General features: G+C 70.1%; 19 protein-coding genes. 7 read left to right on the top strand and 12 right to left on the bottom strand.

The features are described from left to right. Positions 1-17 precede the first annotated feature (17 nt). The 3 genes from OHA03_RS16665 to OHA03_RS16655 all read right to left on the bottom strand — a co-directional run bounded on the left by OHA03_RS16665 (position 18) and on the right by OHA03_RS16655 (position 2,088). Positions 18-374 carry a helix-turn-helix transcriptional regulator gene (locus tag OHA03_RS16665; protein WP_267004632.1) on the bottom strand — a complete coding sequence of 119 codons (357 nt, stop codon included), beginning with the start codon at positions 372-374 and terminating at the stop codon, positions 18-20. Beyond that, positions 371-817, bottom strand: coding sequence for an SRPBCC domain-containing protein (locus tag OHA03_RS16660; RefSeq protein ID WP_267004631.1), 447 nt, complete (start codon positions 815-817; stop codon positions 371-373). The genes OHA03_RS16665 and OHA03_RS16660 overlap by 4 nt, the downstream gene beginning before the upstream one ends. 425 nt (positions 818-1,242) lie before the next feature. Then, the gene (locus OHA03_RS16655) at positions 1,243-2,088 is read right to left on the bottom strand and encodes an LLM class F420-dependent oxidoreductase (RefSeq protein ID WP_267004630.1); all 846 of its coding nucleotides are present in this window, start codon (positions 2,086-2,088) and stop codon (positions 1,243-1,245) included. A 181-nt stretch (positions 2,089-2,269) separates the two neighbouring features. Here OHA03_RS16655 and OHA03_RS16650 point away from each other — a divergent pair, with 181 nt between their 5' ends. Then, complete coding sequence (locus OHA03_RS16650) at positions 2,270-3,814, top strand: CehA/McbA family metallohydrolase (RefSeq protein ID WP_267004629.1); 1,545 nt, start codon at positions 2,270-2,272, stop codon at positions 3,812-3,814. 108 nt (positions 3,815-3,922) lie between these two features. On the opposite strand, the gene OHA03_RS16645 is transcribed toward OHA03_RS16650, so the two are convergent. After that, the gene (locus tag OHA03_RS16645) at positions 3,923-5,410 is read right to left on the bottom strand and encodes an IS4 family transposase (RefSeq protein ID WP_267000869.1); all 1,488 of its coding nucleotides are present in this window, start codon (positions 5,408-5,410) and stop codon (positions 3,923-3,925) included. Positions 5,411-5,652: 242 nt separating this feature from the next. Then, positions 5,653-7,221, bottom strand: coding sequence for an IS1182 family transposase (locus OHA03_RS16640; protein WP_267004628.1), 1,569 nt, complete (start codon positions 7,219-7,221; stop codon positions 5,653-5,655). Positions 7,222-7,228: 7 nt separating this feature from the next. On the opposite strand from OHA03_RS16640, the gene OHA03_RS16635 reads away from it, so the two are divergent. The 3 genes from OHA03_RS16635 (at position 7,229) to OHA03_RS16625 (ending at position 8,710) form a co-directional block, all read left to right on the top strand. Next, entirely contained in the window at positions 7,229-7,417 is a 189-nt protein-coding gene (locus OHA03_RS16635) for a hypothetical protein (RefSeq protein WP_267004627.1), read from the top strand. A 461-nt stretch (positions 7,418-7,878) separates the two neighbouring features. Then, positions 7,879-8,208 carry an alpha/beta hydrolase gene (locus OHA03_RS16630; RefSeq protein ID WP_267004626.1) on the top strand — a complete coding sequence of 110 codons (330 nt, stop codon included), beginning with the start codon at positions 7,879-7,881 and terminating at the stop codon, positions 8,206-8,208. After that, the gene (locus OHA03_RS16625) at positions 8,186-8,710 is read left to right on the top strand and encodes a hypothetical protein (RefSeq protein WP_267004625.1); all 525 of its coding nucleotides are present in this window, start codon (positions 8,186-8,188) and stop codon (positions 8,708-8,710) included. Before OHA03_RS16630 ends, OHA03_RS16625 begins: the two co-directional genes overlap by 23 nt. 29 nt (positions 8,711-8,739) lie before the next feature. On the opposite strand, the gene OHA03_RS16620 is transcribed toward OHA03_RS16625, so the two are convergent. After that, a complete protein-coding gene (locus OHA03_RS16620; RefSeq protein ID WP_267004624.1) occupies positions 8,740-10,083 on the bottom strand; it encodes an MFS transporter in 1,344 nt (447 codons plus the stop codon). A 208-nt stretch (positions 10,084-10,291) separates the two neighbouring features. Here OHA03_RS16620 and OHA03_RS16615 point away from each other — a divergent pair, with 208 nt between their 5' ends. Beyond that, on the top strand, positions 10,292-10,930 hold the full coding sequence (locus OHA03_RS16615) for a DNA polymerase ligase N-terminal domain-containing protein (protein ID WP_267004623.1): 639 nt from the start codon (positions 10,292-10,294) through the stop codon (positions 10,928-10,930). After that, complete coding sequence (locus OHA03_RS16610) at positions 10,927-11,577, top strand: endonuclease (RefSeq protein ID WP_267004622.1); 651 nt, start codon at positions 10,927-10,929, stop codon at positions 11,575-11,577. The genes OHA03_RS16615 and OHA03_RS16610 overlap by 4 nt, the downstream gene beginning before the upstream one ends. Before the next feature lie 153 nt (positions 11,578-11,730). On the opposite strand, the gene OHA03_RS16605 is transcribed toward OHA03_RS16610, so the two are convergent. Beyond that, positions 11,731-14,406 carry a GNAT family N-acetyltransferase gene (locus tag OHA03_RS16605; protein ID WP_267004621.1) on the bottom strand — a complete coding sequence of 892 codons (2,676 nt, stop codon included), beginning with the start codon at positions 14,404-14,406 and terminating at the stop codon, positions 11,731-11,733. Positions 14,407-14,502: 96 nt separating this feature from the next. Between OHA03_RS16605 and OHA03_RS16600 the strand changes: the two genes are divergently transcribed. Further along, positions 14,503-14,922 carry a siderophore-interacting protein gene (locus tag OHA03_RS16600; RefSeq protein ID WP_267004620.1) on the top strand — a complete coding sequence of 140 codons (420 nt, stop codon included), beginning with the start codon at positions 14,503-14,505 and terminating at the stop codon, positions 14,920-14,922. A gap of 36 nt (positions 14,923-14,958) precedes the next feature. Here OHA03_RS16600 and OHA03_RS16595 read toward each other — a convergent pair whose 3' ends face one another. From OHA03_RS16595 to OHA03_RS16575, 5 genes are all read right to left on the bottom strand, one after another. Beyond that, complete coding sequence (locus OHA03_RS16595) at positions 14,959-16,524, bottom strand: APC family permease (RefSeq protein ID WP_267004619.1); 1,566 nt, start codon at positions 16,522-16,524, stop codon at positions 14,959-14,961. A 247-nt stretch (positions 16,525-16,771) separates the two neighbouring features. Next, entirely contained in the window at positions 16,772-18,235 is a 1,464-nt protein-coding gene (locus OHA03_RS16590) for an aldehyde dehydrogenase family protein (RefSeq protein WP_267004618.1), read from the bottom strand. Continuing rightward, positions 18,232-19,971, bottom strand: a complete 1,740-nt coding sequence (locus tag OHA03_RS16585) for an amidohydrolase family protein (RefSeq protein ID WP_267004617.1) — start codon at positions 19,969-19,971, stop codon at positions 18,232-18,234. Before OHA03_RS16585 ends, OHA03_RS16590 begins: the two co-directional genes overlap by 4 nt. Before the next feature lie 156 nt (positions 19,972-20,127). Beyond that, a complete protein-coding gene (locus OHA03_RS16580; RefSeq protein ID WP_267004616.1) occupies positions 20,128-21,249 on the bottom strand; it encodes an LLM class flavin-dependent oxidoreductase in 1,122 nt (373 codons plus the stop codon). Positions 21,250-21,363: 114 nt separating this feature from the next. Further along, the gene (locus tag OHA03_RS16575) at positions 21,364-22,149 is read right to left on the bottom strand and encodes an SDR family NAD(P)-dependent oxidoreductase (protein ID WP_267004615.1); all 786 of its coding nucleotides are present in this window, start codon (positions 22,147-22,149) and stop codon (positions 21,364-21,366) included. Positions 22,150-22,152: the final 3 nt, after the last annotated feature.

Here is a 22,152-nt window from a genome sequence, read left to right as displayed (position 1 = left end):
GCGCACGCCGCGCCGCGCTACTGGCGCGAGTCCCGCTCCGCCGCCTCAGCGACGCGCTTGATGTGCGCCAAGCGCCGATCCCAGTCGGCCGCGAGCGCGGCCATCCACCGCGCCGTCGCGTCCAGCGCCGCGGGCCGCACCGCGTACCGCACCTCGCGCCCGACCCGTCTGCCGGAGACCAGTCCGGCGGCTTCCAGGACGGCGAGGTGCTTGACCACCGCCTGCCGCGACACGGGCACTCGTTCGGCGAGCGTCGTCGCGCTGACCTCGCCCTGCGCGGCGAGCAGATCGAGCAGTTGACGTCGCATCGGGTCGGCCAGCGCGCCGAGAACGCTGTCGACCGCTTCGCCAGGGCTGCGGCGTTCGTCCGTCACACGGATGACTGTTCGGCACGCGTCCTGAGCGCGTCGAACACCTGTGGCCAGCCGCCGCTGTTGTCCTTCAGTGCCTGGGTGCGCAGCTCCTCGGACCCGGCCAGCGCCTCGAAACCGCTCTCGACGACGCGGAGCCTGGTCTTGTCGCCCTCCGGAGTCAACGTGAACTCCACGAGGGTGCTGTTGTCCTCGCGCAGTTCTTCCCCGGGAAACGCGCTGGCCCAGCGGTACGCCACGTACGTCGGCGGCTCGACCTTCTCCACGCGCACCGGGAAGTCGCCGTACTCGGCGTTCTTCGCCAGCACCGACTCGCCTTCTTCGGCCACGGTGCCGTGGAGGCTCGCCGGGTCCGCCACCCAGAACCCGGGTTCGGTCACCAGCGACCAGACCCGCTCCAGGGATGCCGCGATCAGGGTTTCGCGCTCGATCCGTTGTTCGCTCATGAGGGGACTCCTTCATCGCCGCCATTGAATGCAACCCCAGAGTTGCACATCGCGACTCCAGTCGCAACCCCAGGGTTGCACTGATGTCGAGTGCCGCTTCTGGGCGGCAACCTGCTCCGGGGCTGCCGTAAGCCATGGGACCCAGCCCGTCACCATGGGCGAACGCTGGTCCGGTCTCACCGACCTGACGCGAAAAGGCGCCCCACCACCGGTGGGGCGCCTCCTTCTGCATACGTACCGCTGACGCTCTCCCTGTCCGGTCAGCGGGCGACCGCCTCGGTCGCGCTGCTGGTGACCGAGCCGCTCGCGTGGCCCCTGCGGCGGGCGGTGAGGGAGGCAGCAACCGCCCGACGGCGTCGACAACCGACAGCTCCCTCCCCGGCATGAGCGTCGAAGTGGAGATCGTCCGTGCAGGCCTACCGAGGTCACAGGTACTGCGCGTAGTCGTCCAGCGTGCGCAGTACCTCCGCCTCCACCGCCGGGGGCAGCTGCAGCACGACCTCCTCGACGCCCAGCTCCGCGTAGTGCGCCAGCTTCCCCGCGCTCGGCAGCACCGCGTACGGCACCACCTGGAGCTGCTCCGGGTCGCGGCCCGCCGACTCCCAGGCCGCGAGCAGCACGGGCACCGACTCCGTGAGCCCCCGGCCGCCGATCGGCAGCCAGCCGTCCGCGTACTCCGCGATGTGGGCGAACAGCTTGGGGCCGGCCGCGCCGCCGATCAGGGTGCGCGGGCCGGACACCGGGCCGCGCGGTTTCTGGACCGGCTTCGGGTGCGCACGACTGGCCCGAACCGATCCGAACTCGCCCTCGTACGCGGTGGGTTCGTCCGCCCACAGGGCGCGCATCAGCGCCATCCGGTCGCGGCCCAGCTCCCGCCGCGTCGACCAGGTCACCCCGTGGTCCGCAGCCTCCTCGACGTTCCACCCGAAGCCGAGGCCGAGCGTGAACCGGCCGCCGGAGAGATGGTCGAGCGTGGCGATCTGCTTCGCCAGGTCGATCGGGTCGTGCTGGGCGATCAGCGTGATGCCGGTGCCGAGCGTGAGGCGTTCCGTGACCGCGGCGGCCTGGCCGAGGGCGACGAACGGGTCGAGGGTGCGGCCGTACTCGGGCGGAAGTTCGCCGCCCGCCGGGTAGGGGGTGTCCCTGGTCACCGGGATGTGGGTGTGCTCGGGCAGATAGAGCCCGGCGAATCCGCGCTGTTCGAGTTCGCGCGCGAGCCGTACCGGCGTGATCGTCTCGTCGGTGAGGAAGATCGTTGTGGCGATCCGCATGCGAGGGCACCTCCGTCGTCGTCTGGCCCCAACCTATGCGGTGCCGGTCAGGACGCCCAGGGCCTCTCGGGTCCCGGTTCCTGTCCGTCAACCTTCTTCCGTTTGCCGTGAGTTCATGGCCCCATAGCAGGGTTCAGGTCCGTCACCCTCGTCACTCACGACACCCCGGGGAGCCACTCGCATGACCGGATCGCACACCCCGCAGAACGGCCCGCTCGGCAGGCGTGGCCTTCTCGTCGGGACCGCCGCCACCGCCCTAACGTTGTCCACTGTGAGCTTCGCGAACGCCGCGCCCGGCGAGGACAACGGCAAGGGTGGCGGTACGGACCAGGCCGATCTGACGATGACCGTGCGCGGCACCCTGCCGACCGGGTCGCCCGACTTCGTCTACCTGCCCGTCGAAGTGCCGCACGGGGTACGGGAGATCGCCGTCTCGTACACGTACGAGAAGACGCCCGTCCCGGCCGGCACCCAGGGCAACGCCCTGGACATCGGCATCTTCGACGAGGGCGGCACGGAACTGGGCGGGCGCGGATTCCGTGGCTGGTCCGGCGGGGCGCGTGCCGGCTTCTTCATCCGGGCGGACGAGGCGACACCCGGTTATGTCGCGGGTCCGGTACGGGCCGGGACCTGGACCATCGCGCTGGGCCCGTACACCGTCGCGCCCGAAGGGCTCCCGTACGAGGTTACGATCACCCTCCGGTTCGGCGAGCCCGGCACCACGTCGGCGCCCGGGTACCCGCCCGAGCGCGCCAAGGGCCGGGGCCGCGCCTGGTACCGCGGCGACTGCCATCTGCACTCCGTCCACTCGGACGGCAAGCGCACCCCCGCCGAGATCGCCACCGCCGCGCGCGCCGCCGGGCTCGACTTCATCAACAGCAGCGAGCACAACACCCACACCGCGCACAGCGCGTGGCAGGGGCTGTGGGGCGACGACCTGCTCATCCTGACGGGTGAGGAGATCACCACCCGCAACGGTCATGTGATCGCGCTCGCCACGGACCCGGGCACCTTCGTCGACTGGCGCTACCGGGCCCGCGACAACCGCTTCGGGCACTACGCGAAGGCCGTCCGCCGGGCGGGTGGCCTGGTCGTCCCCGCCCATCCGCACGCCACCTGCATCGGCTGCCACTGGAAGTTCGGGTTCGGCGAGGCCGACGCGGTGGAGGTGTGGAACGGGCCGTACACCCCGGAGGACGAGATCGCGCTCGCCGAGTGGGACAACTCTCTCGTGGCGGCCGTCCGCGCGTCGAAACCCTGGGTCCCGGCGATGGGCAACAGCGACGCGCACCGCGAGCCGGACAAGGTGGGGCTGCCGCAGACCGTCGTCCTCGCCGAGGAGCTCTCGCGCGACGCGATCGTCGCAGGCATCCGGTCCGGGCACTCGTACATCACCGAGTCGTCCGCCGTCAGCCTCTCCTTCGGCGCCTCGGGCGGGCGCGGCGGACACGCGGGGATCGGTGAGCGGCTGCGGGCCGACGCGGACAGCCCGGTCACCGTACGGCTGGAGGTGACCGGGGCGCCCGGCTGCACCGTCCACTTCGTCACGGACCAGGGCACGCTGTTCACCACAGCGCTGCCGGAGTCGGGCTCGGGCACGGTGGAGTGGCATACGACTCCGGCGTACGCCGCCTATGTCCGCGCCGAGGTCCGCCACCCGTCGACCGTGCCGGGGCTGCCGGGAGCGCCGGCGGCGCTCACCAATCCCGTGTTCCTGGAGGGTTAGGGGCAGCCCCTGGCCTCGCCGTTTCGGTCGGGATGAGGCGGAAGCGGGGCGGAAGCACGAAAGTACCTTCTGAACTGCAATGCCGGTGAGTTAGCGCGTCGGTGCAGGTCAGGTGGGGTGCTTGGTGACTTTGAGTGTGTAGCGGACGTTACTGGGAGTGCGGGTCTGGTCCCGTTTTCTGACCTCGAAGGTGTTCTTGGACGGCTTCTTGATGCGCTGGCACTGCCGGTTGCGCCGGGGCGGCAGGAGGGCGGCCAAGAGCTCTGTGGTGGCTTCGCGGCGGGCGGCGGCCAGTGTGGTGACGTCGGCTGCGGCCTGGGCGGCGACGGCCAGCCGGGCGAGCTGCACCGTGACGGTGAAGGAGATCCGGTCAGGATCGGTCCCGCCGTGTTCTGCCGCGCGCGTCTGCAGTGCGCATAGTGCCTGGTAGACGGTGAGAAGGGCGTAGATCTCCTGGTAGATCAGCTCGGGCGCCTTGGAGCGCAGGATGAATCCGGCGCCGCGCAGGCGGTTCTTCAGTTCCGCGAATCCGTTTTCGATCTCCCACCGCTGGTGATATGCCCTCGCCAGCTGGTGGGCCGGGGCGAGGCGGTGGTCCAGCAGGCTGGTGACCAGCCGGAACGTCTCGGTGCGGGGTGGGCCGGCCTGTGGGTGGATGGTCACGGTGTACTCGATGATCCGTACCAGGTGTCCCCGGGGCGGCTCGGTCAGGGTGCGTCCGGCCGCGCGGGCCTGACCGTGGCGGATGTTCTCCGCGGGCGTGCGCATGATGGACAGGTAGGACCCGTCGGACAGCACCCGCAGCGGCACGAAGACCAGGTTCTTCTTGATCCGCCAGGCCAGGTGGGCGCCGGTGGCGCGGGCCAGGCCCCACAGCTGGTATCCGGCGAAGTTGCGGTCGGCCAGCAGCAGCATGTCCCCTCGCAGGGAGGCCAGCAGCCGGCGGGCGAGCTTGTGCTCGCTGAACCTGGCCACGGCGTCGAAGGCCGCGTCGACCAGGGCGTGGGTGCCGCATTCGGTCAGGGCCATCAGGCGGACCTGTGGGTGTCCGCTCTGGTTGACACCACCCTTGCCGGTGAAACCGAACTCAGCAGCGTTTGCCGGGGTGTCGGGGACATCCAGCGCGGTGCCGTCCCAGGCGACCAGCCGCAGCCCGAAGGCGAACGCGCCCGGAGTGACGGTCGTGGCCAGCGTGCCGCACCGCCGCTCGAACAGCGCCTGCAGCGGCTTGTCGCCCAGCCGCTGCCGGGCCCGTGTCAGGGCCGAGCTGGTGGGCAAGCGCTGCACACACAGGCCTGGCAGATGCCGCAGCTTCTCCGTCAACGTGCGCAGGACCGACCGGTATCCCGGCGGCCCGGCACTGTCGGAGCTGCTGAACAGGCACAACGCCAGGATGAAGTAGACCACCGCCCGGGCGGGCAACAGCCGGCGGCGACGCTCGCCGCAGCCGGTCAACTCCACGACCTCGTCAACCAGTTCAGGGCTGATCTCCTCGGTCAACACGCCGAGACGGACGTGCTCGCCAAAGCGCCGGTCCGTGGGGGTCACCAGCCTGTTCAACGGGGCCTGGCTGCCCTCGGTGATGGCAGACGACATGCGGACGATGGCACACTGAGTACCCAACGGAGTTCCCTCGCGGACAGTCGGATCTTGGTCGATCTTCTGTCCTACCGGGAACTCCGTTGCCGTGTCCCGGCCTCCGCCGACACGTCACCAGAAGTGACGGATCACGCAACGTCACCAGGGGATATTCCCAACCAAACCCCGCACTATCAAGTGCCTGACCTGCACCGACGCGCTAACTCACCGGCGTGACTCTGTTGGTGATCTTGTGGGGGTCAGGTGACGGCGGTGCAGAGGGCGTGGAAGTGGCTGGGTGCTCGCCGGGGGCGCGTAGGGTCGGCGATCCAGTCGGTGATGCGGGTGACGTTGCAGGCCAGGCCGGTCAGTACGTGCTGGACGTGCGTCTTGGGCAGGCCTCGGTAGCGTGTCCGGCGCAGGCCGCAGGTGCGGACGTTCTGGGAGAGGGTGGCTTCGATGCCGGCGCGGATCGCGTAGCGGCGCTGCCAGTCTTCGGTGCGCTGGTCGAGGCGGTTGCGCTGCTGGATCTCGTGCAGTTCGCGGGTGGGCAGCAGTGCGAGCGAGCGCGGACCACTGACCGCCTTGGTGCACTGGGGTCGGACGGGGCAGGCCAGGCAGGTGGCCTTGTCGAACTTGACCTGGATGTAGTTGTGGCCGCTGATGTGCAGGGGACGCCACTCGCGGCTGACGGTGCCCTGGGGGCAGGTGGCCTGGCAGCGGTCCCAGTCGATGGCGAAGGCGGCCTTGTCGAAGCCGGCCCCGCTTTTGGCCTGGTGGCTGTGGTCGGGCACGACCGGGCCGAGCAGGGTGATGCTGTGTACCCGGTGAGCGCGTTCAATCTGCGCGGGGCTGATGTAGGCGGCGTCGACGGCGTGCTCGGCCGGGATGAGGCCGACCTGGGCCAGATCGTCGTGGATCTGGGCGGTGAGTTCGCCGTCCTGGACCGGGGCGATCGTGGTGGCCACATGCACGACCACCTCCGGCAGGTCTGACGTGCACGTCTCGGTGAAGTGAGTGCGGTAGCCGGACCAGGCGGTGTCACGTTTGACGCAGTAGTGCGCGTCGGTGTCGTACGGGGAGTCGAACCGCAGCGATGCCGGAGGCAGCGCGTGTCCGTCGCGCCAGCGCAGCCGCCCGCGGGTATCCCAGACGTAGTGGTGCACCCAGACCTGGCGCAGGATTTCCACCTGCGCCAACGCCCGGAGCTGGGGAGGGGCGTCGGCCGCCCACGCGGCGGCCAGGACCTTGTGTCCGTCCCGGCCGAAGGTCTCGGCCAGCGCGGTGACCCCGGCCTTCCCGCCGGGCACCTTGCCGATCTCGATCTTGCGCCCGTAGCGCTTGTCCCACTCCGGCTCGACCAGCGGCAGCAGCCAGTCCGGGTCCGCCTGGGCGAGCTGCTCGAGGGCGGCCCGCAGGCTCTCGCCGACCAGCTCCAGCCGGCTGAGCGTGCGCACCGCCGCAAGCACATGGGTCGCATCCGTGCGTTGCCGACCGCCGGATTTAAGCAGCCCGGCCTCGGTCAGCCGATGCAGCATCACTCGCAGCAGCCGGTCGGCCGCGTCGTCCTGGGTCAGCCTGGCCCGGAACTCGCACAGCACCGAGTGGTCGAAGCCGGGATCGTTCAACTCCAGGCCCAGGGCGTACTTCCAGTCGATCCTGGTGCGGACCGCGTTCGCGGCCGCGCGGTCCGAGAGGTTCTCCGCGAACTGCAGCACCGACACCAGCGCCAACTGCCCAGGTGACAGTCCCGGACGACCGTCCTTCGGATACAGGTCAGCGAACTCGCCGTCCTCGAACACCACATCCAGCCGGTCCCGTATCAGCATCGCCGGCGTGCCCTTCGGACACGCCGCCCACGCCGTCACCATTGTCCGCGTCGGTATGCGCTGGAAACTCCTGGCCCGCAAGGACATCTCCGCCCCTCTCCCCGAAACCACCCCGCTCCACTCCAGCGAACCGCCGAACGGACGACCTGTCAGCACCCCACACAAGATCGCCAACAGAGTCCCGGCATTGTTCTGAACTGGGACGATGAACCTTGTCGAGGGGTTCTGTCGGTCCAAGCGGAAGGCACTTTCTGCGGGCAGGGTATCGGTTGCCACCCGCCCGGAAGCGGGGTGCCAGCGGAGGCGTGGGCGAGGAAGTAGACGGTCTCGCGGTGTAGTTGGCCGTCCTTGCCGCGCCGGTTGGGGTGGAGCGAGCGCCGCAGCACCGGTCGGCACAGTGCAGGTGCAGGCGTACTCAAGTGGAGATAAGTACGTCTCCGCTTCTGAGGACAGTGGACGGCGACTTGAATGGAGCCCATGCCGGTTCCTGCCTGCGCCGTCTATGGTGCCCCTCCAATCCGCCCGGTGGCTACGGGCGGATAAACCGATGCTGATTCGCGTACAAGAACGTCCGGCACCCAACCGCTGGGCGGAGCTCACCGAGACGTCCAGAGCATGGGTCGCCAATGCCAAGGCATTGATCGCCAAAGATGCGCGATGCATGCGCGTTTGATTGCGCTTGACGCCAACGACTTCGTCTTTGCGGGCAGTCCCGGTGTCCAGGCGGATCGCGCGGCGGACCTGGGTGTCGGAGCCGACCACGTGTGGGCAATGGGCGCCCCCTGGGACGATCAGGTGGTCCGGCAGGGCGGTCGACTGATGGGGCTCGGTGACAACGGGGTCATTCCCACCGACGAATCCTTCGGCGGGAACATCATGGAGAGCGACTCCGGCGGACACACCGGAAGCTTCGACGATAGCTCTCTCAGCATACGCAATCAGGCAGCCGTCATCGCCGGCCAATATGACAAGGTACAACTTGAATAGGAGAATTTCGAAACTCGCATTCATTATCGCGACGTGCGCGCTGACGATAGCGTGCTCGAACGGAAAAGTGGCGGCGGTGAAGACGCAGGACGGCGATACCGTGAAGGCGGGCGTCGAGAGGACGTCCAGCCGGATTCTCGAGATCCTCGACGTCAGGGGGAAGGTCACGGAGACGGGTGCGATGACGTCGCGTTGCTCGGACTACGACTCCGACGAGGAGGTCTACCGCGCACGCCACCCCTGGAGCATCTACAAGGCCCCCTTTGCCGATATGCAAAAGGGCACGGATCGCCTGCGGGTCGAGCTCCCGAAAGACGGCTGGAAGATCGTCCAGGACGGCGTGGACGCCAGCAAGAGAGTCCGCAGATCGTCGCGGAGTCCAAGGGGGGTGAATTCGCAGTCGACGTACGGTTGCACAAGGCGAGCAAAGTCGGAAACGCCTCGGACCTCCTGGAGGTCACCGTCGAATCAGCTTGCTACCGGCCGAAATAGCCCACCGTGAGGCAACACGGCCTGCCCTGCGGGCTGCCCCTAGGACACCGGCGCGGGGGTGGTTCTCTTCGGGGCAGGCGGCGCGAGGGTACGAAGCCGTCGCGTGCAGGCTCGTCGTTGGACCACCGAGAGGCCCGCGACCAGCGCACCCAGCACCAGCCAGCCCGCGGGTCCGGCGGCCATCACCGCGCCGGTCAGCAGCGGTGGCCCGGCGGACTTCTGGATGGACTGGGACATCCCCGCCACCCCCAGATACGCGGCGCGGGCGTCCTGGGGCGCGAGGAGGACCGCCAGCTCCCAGGAACTCACCGAGCGCATCAGCTCCGCCAGGGTGACCACCAGCGCCGCGGCGAACAGGGCGGCAGTGGCCGCCCAGGTCCCGCCCCGGGTGGCCGCTGCCAGGAACGCACAGCACACGAACATCATGGCCCCGTACAGCAGCACCGCCCGGGTGGCCCGGCGCGGACCCTCGGCCCGCGCCGACACGCTGATCTGCAGCACCACGACCGTCACGGTGTTGATGATCAGGAAGGCCGGGGCGAGGGCGTGCGGCGCCGAGGTGTGGTTCACCAGCCACAGCGGCAGGCCGACGTTGAGGATGGAGTCGTCGAGATTCATCGGAATGTCCAGCAGCACGAACGTGAGATAACCGCGGTCGCGCCACGGGTCGGCCCGGCGGACGGGCGGCTGCTTCCCGGCCGGGGCCCCGGCTGCCGAGCCGTCGGACCGTGCCACCTCGATGACCTTGTCCCTCGGCTCGCTCGTGCGCCATACCAGCGCCGCGGCGATGACGAAGGACAGCGCGTTGCCCAGGATCAGGGCCCGGTAGGCGTCGGTGGTCCCCACGGCCAGGCCGATGGCCGCAATCCCCGCGCCGAGGGCATATCCCCCGTTGGCCACGCTGCGGGACAGCGCCTGGTAGGCCGCGCGCCGCTCGCCCGCCGTCCTGGTGGCGAACAGCATCTCCAGCATCTTCGCCGCCCTGTCGCCCAGGTATGTGACGGCGATGACGGGCAGCAGCGCCTCGAAGCCGGTGCACACCAGCACCAGGACGAGCGTCACCAGACGGAGCAAGTGGCAGCCGATCAGCAGCGGGCGCACCGGGAAGCAGCCGGCCAGACGTCCGGCCAGCGGTGAGCCGGCGATGCCCGCCACTCCGGCCACGCCCAGCAGCACGCCGATCTGTTGGGCGCTCAGTTGCGTCACGAAGGTGAGATACAGGACCGAGGACGCGGCCCACAGCCCGGAGCCGGTCCGGTCCAGGGCCAGGGCGAGCAGCATGACCCGCGCGTTGCGGCCGCCCGGCGGATTGCGCAGCCGGGCCGGCAGGCCCTGCCGGCCCTTCCGGGTCTCCGGTGCCCCGCTCCCGTTGCCGCGCCGCATCGAGTGCCCCCTCTCGGATATGCCTCGACATCAAGAGATCAATGAGTCAAGAGAGGAGCCTGCGGGAGAGTCATCTCGATGTCAAGATACTTGATGTCAACATACATGCGCGATGCCGACCCACGCCGTCCCTGTGCGCTTCACCGCCGGGCGCGACACAGTGGAAGGGGGGGCACCGGGCGGGCCTGTCGGGAGGAGGTGTCCGGACATGACCGGCGAAAACGACGACCGGCTCCGGGACTACCGCGGCAAACGGCACTTCGACGCGACTGCGGAGCCACGCGGCGACGACGGACGGACGGGTACGGCACCCTGCTTCGTCGTCCAGATCCACCAGGCGCGGCGCATGCACTTCGACTTCCGCCTGGAGGTCGACGGCGTACTGAAGTCATGGGCGGTGCCGCGCGGCCCTTCGGAGAACCCGCGCGAGAAGCGGTTGGCCGTCCCTACGGAGGACCACCCGCTGGAGTACCGCACGTTCGAGGGAGTCATCGCGAAGGGCGAGTACGGCGGCGGCACGGTGATCGTCTGGGACCAGGGCACCTACCGACCGCTCAGTCACGACCGCTGGGGCGCACCTGTGCCGTTCGAGCAGTCCCTGGAGGACGGGCACGCGACCTTCTGGCTCGACGGCACCAAGCTGCACGGCGAGTTCGCCCTCACCCGCTTCAAGGGAGGCGGTGGGAGCGATGCCCCGGGCGAGGAGATATGGCTGCTGATCAAGGCCAGGGACGGGCGCGCCACCCATGACGGGCCGGGCACACCCGACCCCTACCGGGCACGTTCGGCCCGTACGGGGCGCACTCTGCAGCAGGTCGCCGCCGAGGAAGGAGGCGGGCCTTCATGACCGCCCGCAGGACCATGGAGTTCCTTCTCAGCCGCTACGGCACCACCTATGCCGCCGAGGCCGGTATCCAGCTGCAGAACACACCGCAGTCGCTGTACCAACTCCTCGTACTCAGCGAACTGCTGAGCGCCCGCATCCGGGCGTCCGCGGCGGTGGCGGCGGCACGCGCGCTGTTCGCCCACGGCATGCGGTCGCCGGAACGGATGATCGGGTCGGCATGGCAGCAGCGCGTCGACGCGCTGGGCGAGGGCGGCTACCAGCGCTACGACGAACGCACCGCCACCCAGCTCGGCGACGGTGCACAGCTCCTGCTGGTCGAGTACGGCGGTGATCTGCGGCGGCTGCGCAAGGAGGCCGACGGCGACCTGGACATCTTGCGGGCGGGGCTGCGCAGAACCCCGGGCATGGGCCCGGCCGGTGCGGACATCTTCGTGCGCGAAGTGCAGGCCGTGTGGCCGGAGACGGCACCGTTCCTGGACGCGAAGGCTCTTCAGGGCGCCGAGAAACTGGGGCTGCCCGCCTCGCCGGCAGAGCTCGCACGGCTGGCCGAGCAGGTCGACGACCGCGGCCCGGCCGTGCTCGCAGCGGCTCTGGTGCGCGCCGCACTGGACAAGCACATCGTCGAGGAGGCCGGAGTGCGGGCCTGAGGGGCGGCCCGTCGGCGCGGGCCCGGAGCGCATGTTGCCCGAGGGCGGCCCGTCGGCGCAGGCCCGGAGAGCGTCTTGCCCCAGGGCTGCCCGTCGGCGCGGGCCCGGCACCCGTTTCCGGCGGGGTGGGCCGGCCGGCAGCCCGTCGGCCCCCTACGCCCCCGCGGCAGCCGTCCGGCTCAGGAACGCGAGCCGGGCCCGCTTCTCCGGCTTGTCGATCTCCGGGCCCAGCTCGAAACCGGCCCGGACCATCCGGGCGACCCCCTTCGCGTTGCGGGCGTCGGGCTCGACGACGACCCGCAGATGGGCGGGGTCGCTGAAGACGTAGTCGATGAGCACGGAGAACAGCGCACCGGTGAAGCCCGGTTCGGGTCCGGCGGGGCCGGCGGGCTCGATCAGCAGGTGGACACCGTGGTCGCCGGGCTGTACGTCGTAGCACTCGCCGAGCGGGTCGGCGTCCGGCTCGTACGTCTGGAAGAGCGCGACCGGGACGCCGCCGCGGTACGCGAGGTAGGCATGGTGCGTGGTGAGCGAGTCCAGGAACTCATAGGTCTCCAGCACCTGTTCGCGGCTGTACCCACCCATGCCCCAGAAGCGGGCGCGGTCCTCGGTGACCCAGGCGTGGAGCACGTCGAGGTCGCGGGCCGGGTCGACGGGGACGAGGGACACGGTACCGAAGCCGTCGACCTTCCGTTCGAACACGGCGGACTCGGCTCTCGCCCCGGCGCCTGTCCCGGCACTCACGTCAGGTCTCTCCTCTTCTCGGTGCAGCAGATTCCAGTCCGTGACGACGGGGACGAGCTCCCCCCGTACCCACAGCGGCAGTTGATCACGGTGGTGCGCACCTCCGGGGACTCCGGACGCCCCGAAGGGGACCACCCAGAGGCTGTCCTCGCGCCGCGCCAGGTCCCACACGTAGCGGGCGGCGGGGCCGCGAGCGCTGCGGTCGGTGACGCCGGGGACGCTGGACGTGGACAGCACACAGTCGTGGTCGCCCGCGAGCCCCGGCCGGCTCTCGTCGGGGTCGGAGCCGGTGCCGGGCAGCGCCTGCCAGGGCGAGAACCGGTGCAACTCGCCCCAGGGACCTCTCACTTCCGCGCCGGCGACGGCTTCCATCGCGCCCGCGACCACCGCCACCCGGTCCGCGTGCGTCAGCGGCCCGTCCTCCCCCGTCAGCAGGCCCTCCAGGGCGTACGCGATCCTCGGCACCGTCGCCAGCCACGGGTAGAACAGTTCCGGGTACGGATCCGAGTGCGCCGAACCGTGCAGCGGAGCGAGCGCCGGGTGGGCCGCCAGCCGGTGCACGACCTCGGCGCGCAGCGCCGCGTACAGCGTGGCGTCCGTGCTGTCGGCGTCCATCCTCCGGTCCCAGCGCAGCAGCCGGTCGCGCTGCCGTACGACCTCCGGGCCGTCGAGCCCCACCACCTCTTCCAGCAGCCTCAACAGGGGCCCGGCCGAGGCGAGATGGGTGTCCATGTGGAGAGCCGCCATGTTCTTGGCGGTCCAGCGGGCCGACTCGTCGAGCAGTTCCTGTATTCGGTCGGCGCGGTGCGGAGGTGCGAACTCGACGCCGAGCGGGGCGGCGATCCCCCGCTGGTTGGCCATCACCGCCGTGCCGTGGACGTCCGCGCGCGCCATCGGTGCGTGGTCGCTCCGCCAGGCGTACGCGGCGTCCCAGGCGGGCACGGTGCGCAGCCGGTTCGTGTGCGGGCGCAGCGGCACGTGTCCGGCGACCCGGTGCAGCGTCGCGCCCTCCGTGTCCGCCGCCAGGACCACATTGACGGGCTCCACCCAGCGGTCCAGGGCGACGTCGAGGTCGGCGACCGTGCGGGAGCGGAGCAGCGCGGGCAGGGCGTCGAAGCCGATTTCAGCGGTGACGCGGGGCGGGTGGCGGAGGCTGACGGCTTCCTCACCGGTGTCCGGGCCACCGATGATCACCGGGCCGCGGCCGGTCTCGACGACCTCGACGGTCACGGGGGCGGCGCCCGCCACCTCGATGGTCTCGGTGTGGGCGGCGGCCGGCTCCCAGCCGTCGGGGCCGAGCGCCTGCACCCCACCGGCCGGCGTACGCCGCAGCCGTTCCCGGTAGAGGTCCTGGTAGTCGGCCATGGCGTTGGTGATCGCCCAGGCGACCTCCCCGGTGTGCCCGAAGTGCGCGATGCCGGGAACGCCGGGTACGGCGAGGCCCACCACGTCGAACTCGGGGCAGGCGAGCCGGATCTGCTGGTAGACGCCGGGGTCCTCGATGAACCGGTGCGGGTCGCCCGCGATGATCGGCGCCCCGGTCGCGGTGCGCTCGGCGGTGACGAGCCAGCCGTTGCTGCCGGAGGTGCCGGGACCGTCGGTGGCGAAGAGTTCGATCGCGTCGTCGCCCAGCCGGCGGGCGACCTCCTCGCGCCAGAGCTTGGTGGGGAAGCCCGCGAACAGGATATGGGTGGCGAGCCAGACACCCAGCGGGGTCCACGGCTGCCAGGTGCCCGGGGCGAGCCCGGCGGCGGCGAACTCGGGCGCCTCTCCCGCTCCTTCGCCCAGTCCCGCGTTGACGCCGTCGACGTACGCCCGCACCCAGTCGGCGGTCTCCGGAGCGAGGCGTTCGAAGCAGCGGCGGGCGGTGTCGTCCAGCCGGGCCCGGCGGGCGAACCGGTCCCACTCCACGGCCTCCGCACCGAGGAAGGCGGCCGTCGTGCCCTGTACCCGGTGCCGTTCGACCTCGATCTGCCAAGCACGGTCCAGGGCGACGTTGCGCCCCTGGGCATGGGCGAGTTCGCGGACACCGGCCGCTCGCAGATGGGGTATGCCCCAGTCATCCCGGTAGACCTCGTTGCGCATGCCGTTCCCGCCCTCGCTCGCCTCTTCAGCCCCAAAAATTTAGGTTAGCCTAACCTAAAAGCGAATCCGAGATGGTTCCCCGGGGAGGAGACAGTTGTGGGGCATGGCTGGGAGGGCGCCGTCCTCAAGCTGATGTGCGGGAGGGACTTCGAGTTCACCGTGACCGGGGCCGAACAGGTCACCGACGACTTCCGCCGGGTGCACCTGCCCGACGGCGGACTGCTCGCCGCGACCGGCGGCGCACACCCGACGATGTGGGTCAGGATCTGGTTCGAGCAGGCGGGCAAACCGCACCAGCGCGCCTACACCCTGGTCGACCCGGACCCGGCCGCCGGGACGTTCAGTCTCGAATTCGCCCTGCACGAGGGCACCGCGAGCGACTGGGCACGAAAGGCGCAGCCCGGCGACGCCTGCGACACGGCGACGACGCGCTCGCCGGCCACGTACGTACGCAAGGAGCTGGCTGTCGCCAAGGAGCGGGTGAACGCGCTGGGTTACTGGCGCACGGCTGCCTGAGAACCGCCCGCGCCGTATACGCCCGCAGGCAGCCGCTCAGTCCTCGACGACCAGCGCCGGAGTCTCCTTCGTCAGCACCTCGCCGCGGAAGAACGAGGGGCTCCTGCGCTGCATCGCCACCATCAGCACCACACCGAGCAGCAGCAGTCCGACGGCGATCACGAACACCGAGCCGACGCCGAGGACCGACGAGCCGGAGCCGTAGGCCGGGTCCCACATGTCGTAGAGCGTCTTGCAGAACACCGCGGTGAGCAGGATGCCGCCGACGACCGGGAAGAGGCCCTTGAAGACCAGGTCGCGGGCGGAGCGGGTGAGTTCGGCGCGGAAGTACCAGGCGCAGGCGAACGCCGTCAGCGCGTAGTAGAAGCAGATCATGAGGCCGAGCGCGTAGATCGTGTCGACCAGGACGTGCTCGCTGACCAGGGTCATGACCGTGTAGAAGACGCCGGTCGCGACACCCGCCGTGACCGTCGCCTTCCCGGGCGTCTTGAAGCGCGGGTGCACCCGCGCGTACGAGACGGGCAGGGCCTCGTACGTGGACATCGCCAGCACCGTACGGGCCACCGGGATGAAGGTGGTCTGGAGGCTCGCGGCGGCCGAGGCGAGGACGGCGACAAACAGCAGGATGCCGAGGCCGGGGCCCATGATCGGGCCGGCCAGTGCGGCGAAGACGTTGTCGGAGGTGTCCGGGTTGGCCAGGCCGAGACCGGTGGTGCCGGAGCCGACGGCCATCTGGGCGGCGACGCCGGTCGCCAGGTAGGAGCCGACCAGGACGACCATCGCGATGAGGGCGGCACGCCCCGGCGTCTCCTCGCTGCCGGTCGTCTCCTCGTTGGCAGTCAGGCAGGTGTCCCATCCCCAGTAGACGAAGATCGCAAGCGAGAGGCCGGCCGTGAACGCGGAGAACGATTCGACCGCGAACGGGTTCAGCCACGACCACGAGAAGTCGACCGACGTCGCGAAGTCGCCGCTCGCTCCCTTCTGTACCGCCATCGCCACGAACAGTGCGAGGACCACGAGTTGGAGTCCCACCAGCGCGTACTGGATGCCCTTCGTGGTGGTCATCCCGCGGTAACTGATCGCGGTGGCGGCCGCGATCAGGAGGAGACAGGTGAGGATGTGGACGGGCTTGCTGTCGTCCAGGGCGGCGATCGAGCCACTGCCGGTGATCTCGCCGGCGAGCAGCCAGAAGTACGAGGTCGCCACGCCTGCCAGGTTCGACAGGACGATGATCGTCGCGATGACCAGGCCCCAGCCGCACATCCAGCCGATGCGCGGGCCGAACGCCTTCACCGTCCAGGTGAAGGAGGTGCCGCAGTCCGGCATGACCTGGTTGAGTTCACGGTACGCAAACGCGACCAGCAGCATCGGCAGGAAGCCGGCCAGGAAGACAGCGGGCATCTGGACGCCGACCTCGCCCGCGGTGGAGCCGAGAGTGGAGGTCAGGCAGTAGACGGGAGCGACGGTCGAGATGCCGATGACGGCGCTGCCCATCAGGCCGACGGAGTTCCCGCCGAGTCCCTTGCCGCGTACACCGCCGTCGGCCGGGGCCGTGCCCCGTCCCACGTCTCCGGCCCGGGGCCGCGCGTCCAGCTGAGTCATACAGGGGACGGTATGCGCTGCGATATCCACATCCGGAGGGCTGAACTCCGAGACTTCCCTCTTGGATCATCGGCCGAATTGTGGCCGCGAATCCATGAATTGAAGGTGAATCGAGCATTGCGCCTGCCAATAGAGGGCCGACCCTCGATCGGAATCCCGTGCGAGAACCGCAGCAGCGTCCACTTTGTGCCGGTTCAAAATTTTCCCGCACCTGTCCGCATAACGGACGGCCGCACCGCGTCGATGCTCAGCCCGGCCAGACGATCGCCTGCAGTTCGCTGTACGCGTGCAGCGCGTACGAGCCGACGTCGCGCCCGACTCCGCTCCTCTTGAACCCGCCGAACGGGGCCTCCATGTTCCGGCCGATCGTGTTCACCCCGACCCCGCCGGCGCGCAGCCGCCGCGCCACCCGGAAGGCCCGGGCCACGTCCCCGGACCACACGTAGTCGATCAGTCCGTAGTCGCTGTCGTTGGCGAGTGCGATGCCTTCCTCCTCATCGTCGAAGGGGACGACCACGACGACCGGGCCGAAGATCTCCTCCCGGACGACCCGCATGTCGTTGGTGCAGCCGGCGAGGAGCGTCGGCGCGACGTAGAAGCCGCGGTCGACGTGGGAGGGCCGCGCGCCGCCCGTGACCACCCGCGCACCCTCCTTCCGGCCGAGCTCGACGTACGACTCGATGCGGTCGCGGTGTGCGGCGGAGATGACCGGCCCGACGACCGTGCCCGGCGCCGCCGGGTCGCCGACCGCCAGACGACCCGCATAGGCGACGAGCTTCTCGATCAGCGCGTCGTGGCTGCCGCGCTGGACGAGGACGCGCGTCGGAGCCGTACAGATCTGTCCGCTGTAGAAGGAGAACGTCGTGCCGATGCCCGCCACCGCCGCGTCCAGGTCGGCATCGTCGAGGACGACCGCGGCGCCCTTGCCGCCCAGCTCCATCAGCTGCCGCTTCATCCCTCGCCCGCACACCTCGGCGATGCGCTGTCCGACGGACGTGGAGCCGGTGAAGCTGACCATGTCGACGTCCGGTGAGTCGACGGCCGCCTCTCCGGCCTCGGGGCCCGAACCCGTGACGACGTTGACGACGCCCGGCGGCACGCCCGCCTCGGCGAGGGCCTCGGCCATCCGGTAGACGGAGAGCGGGTCCTGCGGGGCGGGTTTCACGACGACCGTGTTGCCCATGGCGAGCGCGGGGGCGACCTTGCCGGCCGGGTTGGCCCACGGATTGTTGTACGAGGTGATGCAGGTGACGACGCCGACCGGCTGGCGTACGGCGACCGCGCCGAAGACACCGGCCCGGCCCATCGGACCGGCCTCGTTGATCTGCGGCGCGATCGCCTCCTCGACCGGCTCCAGGGCGCCCCTCGCGTACCGCCGGAAGCGGGCCGCGCCGACGGCGACCTGCATGGACCGGGCCGTTCCCGTCGTCGCGCCGCTCTCCGCCCGGGCGAGTGCGGCGTTGGCGGCGAAGTCGCGGTGCATCAGGTCGGCTGCGCGGTCGAGGATCGCGGCCCGCTCCTCGGGGCAGGTGCGGGACCATGCGGGGAAGGCCTCGCGGGCCGCGGCGGCCGCCGCGTACACCTGCTCGCGGCTCGCCTCGGGTGCGAGACCGACAGCCTGCTCCGTGGCCGGGTTGATCACCTCGTAGTGGCCGTGGTCGGGTTCGGTCCACTCTCCGCCGATGAAGAGGCGTTGGGGTGCGGTGGTCATTGCGTGCTCACCGTCCGGGTGTCGCGGCCGGAGCGGAGCACCGTGCCGGGGACCGCGCCGGTCACCTTGTCGTCGCGCAGCGTCTCGACGCCGTTGACGCGGACCGACACGATGCCGATGGCCTTCGAGTCGAGGCGTGGACTGTCGCCGGGCAGATCGTGTACGAGGGTGGCGGGCCCGGCGTCGATGCGCTCGGGGTCGAAGAGGACGAGGTCGGCGTGGAAGCCTTCCTGGATCCTGCCCCGGTCGCGCAGCCCGAAGAGCTGGGCGGGGTCATCGCTGAGCATCTTGACGGCCTGTTCGAGGGGGACGAGTTTCCGGCCGCGCAGGCAGTCACCGAGGAAGCGGGTGGTGTACGGGGCACCGCACATCCGGTCCAGATGGGCGCCCGCGTCGGAACCGCCGAGCAGGACGTCCTCGTGCTGCCAGGTCCGCTGCCGCAGCGCCCACGAGTCCGGGTCGTTGTCGGTGGGCATGGGCCACAGCACCGTACGCAGCTCGTCGGCGGCGCAGATCTCCACGAGGCAGTGGAACGGGTCCTGGCCGCGCTCGGCGGCGATGTCGCGTACCACGCGCCCGCTGAGGCCCTCGTTCGCCGCGCTGTACGTGTCTCCGATGACGTACCGGCCGAAGTCGGCGAGGCGCCGGAAGACACCGGCCTCCTTGCTGTCGGCGCGGCGGAGCATCTCGGCGCGGGTGGAGGCGTCGCGGAGCCGCTCGATCCGTTCGGGGACGGGGAAGGAGAGGATCTCGCCCCAGCCGGGGATGAGGTTGAGGGCGCAGAAGGTGCCGAGCGACATGTTCATGGGGGTGAGGATCGGCATGGTGAGGGCGACGATCCGGCCGCCCGCGCGGCGGGCGCGTTCGCTGGGGACGAGCTGGCGCGGTACGCGTTCGGGGACGGCTGCGTCGACGGTGAGGACGTTCCAGTTGAGGGGGCGGCCGGCGGCGGCGGTCATGTCGACGAGGAGGTCGATCTCGTCGTCGGAGAACTGGTCGAGGCAGCCCGCGACAATCGCTTCGAGCTGGGTGCCCTCGTGTTCGCCGACGGCGCGGGAGAGAGCGAGGAGCTCTTCGGGCAGTGCGTGCCGGGAGGCGACGGGCTTGCCGTCGCCGTCGGAGTGGGTGGCGGACTGGGTGGTGGAGAGCCCCCAGGCCCCGGCGTCCATGGCGTCGTGGAGGAGCCGCAGCATCGCGTCGAGCTGGGCGCGCCCGGGCTGTCCGCCGACCGCGTCGGCGCCCATGACGTGCCGGCGCAGGGCGCAGTGGCCGACCATGAACCCGGCGTTGACGGCGATCCGCCCTTCGAGGGCGTCGAGGTATTCGCGGAAGGTGGACCAGGACCAGTCGACGCCTTCCTCCAGGGCCTTGAGGGCCATCCCTTCGACCTTGGACATCATGCGGCGGGTGTAGTCGGCGTCGTCGGGCCGGTCGGGGTGGAGCGGGGCGAGGGTGAACCCGCAGTTGCCACCGGCGACGGTGGTGACGCCGTGGTTCATGGACGGGGTGGCGTACGGGTCCCAGAAGAGCTGGGCGTCGTAGTGGGTGTGGGGGTCGACGAAGCCGGGGGCGAGCACGAGTCCGGTGGCGTCCTCCGAGGTCACGGCCTCCTCGGTGAGGGTGCCGGGTTCGGCGATGACGGCGATGCGGCCGTCGCGGATGCCGAGGTCGGCGACGTACGAGGGAGCACCGGTGCCGTCCACGACCGTCGCTCCGCGGATGAGGTGGTCGAGCATGTCGGGTTCCCTTCTGATCTGTACGGGATGCAGCCGGGGTGCGTACGACCGCGGTACGCACCCCGGCTCGCGGAGCGGCGGTCCGGGAAGACGCCGCTCCAGCTCAGGCCCCTCCGGCGATCGAGGAGCGGGGATCCGGGGGCAGGCAGCCCCCGCCTAGGCCGCCGTGCGGAACCGCGTCGTCCGGTGCACCGGATCCGTATCGATCTTCGGAATCACATGCTCACCGATCAGCCGGATCGAGTTCATCGTGTCCTCACGGCTGATCCCGATCGGCAGCCCGAAGCTCAACTGATCCGCCCCCGCCTGCTCCCACCGCCGGCACTGGCGCAGCACCTCGTCCGGGTCACCGCAGATCATCAGCTCCTCGGCGATCAGCAGCTCGATGATCTCCTCGCTGTACTCCGGCAGCAGCTCCGGCCACTCCGGAATGCCTTCGGGCCTCGGGAACGTGTCGTGGTAGCGGAACAGCAGCGACTGCAGGTAGTTGAGCCCGCCGCCGACCGCGATCTCCACGGCCTCGGCGTGCGTCTCGGCGCATATGGCCGTCGACGTCACCATGACGTTGTCGTTGACGAAGTCACCGACCGGCTCCGCGTCCTTGACGGCCGTCTTGTACGAATCGACGACCCACTCCATGTCGGAGACTTTCTGCACGCTGAACCCCAGCACGCCGAGCCCCTTCTTGGCGGCCATGGCGTACGAGGACGGCGACCCGGCCGCGTACCACATCGCCGGGTGCGACTTCCCGTACGGCTTCGGCAGGATCTTGCGGGGCGGCAGCGACCAGTGCTTGCCCTGGAAGCCGACGTACTCGTCCTGGAGCCACATCTTGGGGAACTCGGCGATGGTCTCTTCCCAGAGTTCCTTGGTGTGGTTCATGTCGGTGACGCCCGGCATGAACCCGAGGATCTCGTGGCTGCCGGCCCCGCGCCCCGAGCCGAACTCGAATCTCCCCTCCGACAGATGGTCGAGCATGGCGACCTTCTCGGCCACCTTCACGGGGTGGTTGACGGGGGCGAGGGGGTTGAAGATGCCGGAGCCGAGGTGGATCCGTTCGGTGGCGTGCGCGAGGTATCCCAGGTACACGTCGTTGGCCGAGAGATGCGAGTACTCCTCCAGGAAGTGGTGCTCGGAGGCCCAGGCGTACTTGAAGCCGGACTTGTCCGCCTGGATGACGTACTCGGTCTCCTCGATCAGCGCCTTGTGCTCCGCCTCGGGGTCGACCTCGGCGCGCGCGGCGGGTACGTACCCCTGTACAAACAGCCCGAATTCCAAGGGGGTTCACCGTCCTCAATCATTTCTGACACATCGTCAGATTGTGATGCGACCGACTGTTCCACCGACGGTCCGACCCGTCAATAGCTGACGTCCCGTCAGCTATTGACGCCCTCAGAAAAGGCTGACACCTGCCAGCCACCCGCCGTCGATGACGAACGGCTGCCCGGTGATGTACGAGGAGTCGTCCGAGGTCAGGAAGAGCGCCAGGGCCGCCACCTCCTCCGGTTTCCCGATCCGCCCGAGGGGCACGAGCTTCTTGTACAGCCCGGCCACCGCCGCCCTGGACTCCTCCGGGTCCGCGGCCGGGTCCAGCGCGGCCGGATTGGTCATGGCGGTGTCCACGGCCCCGGGGCAGACGGCATTGACCCGTATCCCCTTCGCCGCGAGCTCGACCGCCGCGACCCGGGTCAGCCCCAGCACGGCATGCTTGGTCGCCGCGTACGCCCCCACGAAGGCCATCCCGGTGAGCCCCGTGTACGAGGCGGTGTTGACGATGGTCCCGCCGCCCGCGGCCTCGATCTCGGGCGCGACGTTCTTGATCCCCAGGAAGGCGCCGACCTGGTTGACCTGCACGACCTGCTGAAACTCCTCCAGAGGCGTGGACACCAGCTCGTTGAACCGCAGGATCCCCGCGTTGTTGACCAGACCGTCGATCCTCCCGAAGGCGTCCTTGGCGGCGGCCACGGCGCGCCGCCACTCCTCCTCGCGGCTCACATCGAGATGCACGAACCGGGCGACCCCCTCCCCCAGCTCCTTCGCCAGGGCCTCCCCCTGGTCGTCGAGCACATCGGCGATCACCACCCGGGCGCCCTCGGCGACGAAGAGCCGCGCCTCCTGCTCGCCCTGCCCGCGCGCCGCGCCGCTGATGAGGACGGTGCGCCCATCCAGCTTGCCCATGTC

The sequence above is a fragment of the Streptomyces sp. NBC_00154 genome (assembly GCF_026342835.1).
In the GTDB taxonomy this organism is placed as follows: Bacteria; Actinomycetota; Actinomycetes; order Streptomycetales; family Streptomycetaceae; genus Streptomyces.
This window is presented reverse-complemented; position numbering and strand designations above follow the sequence as displayed.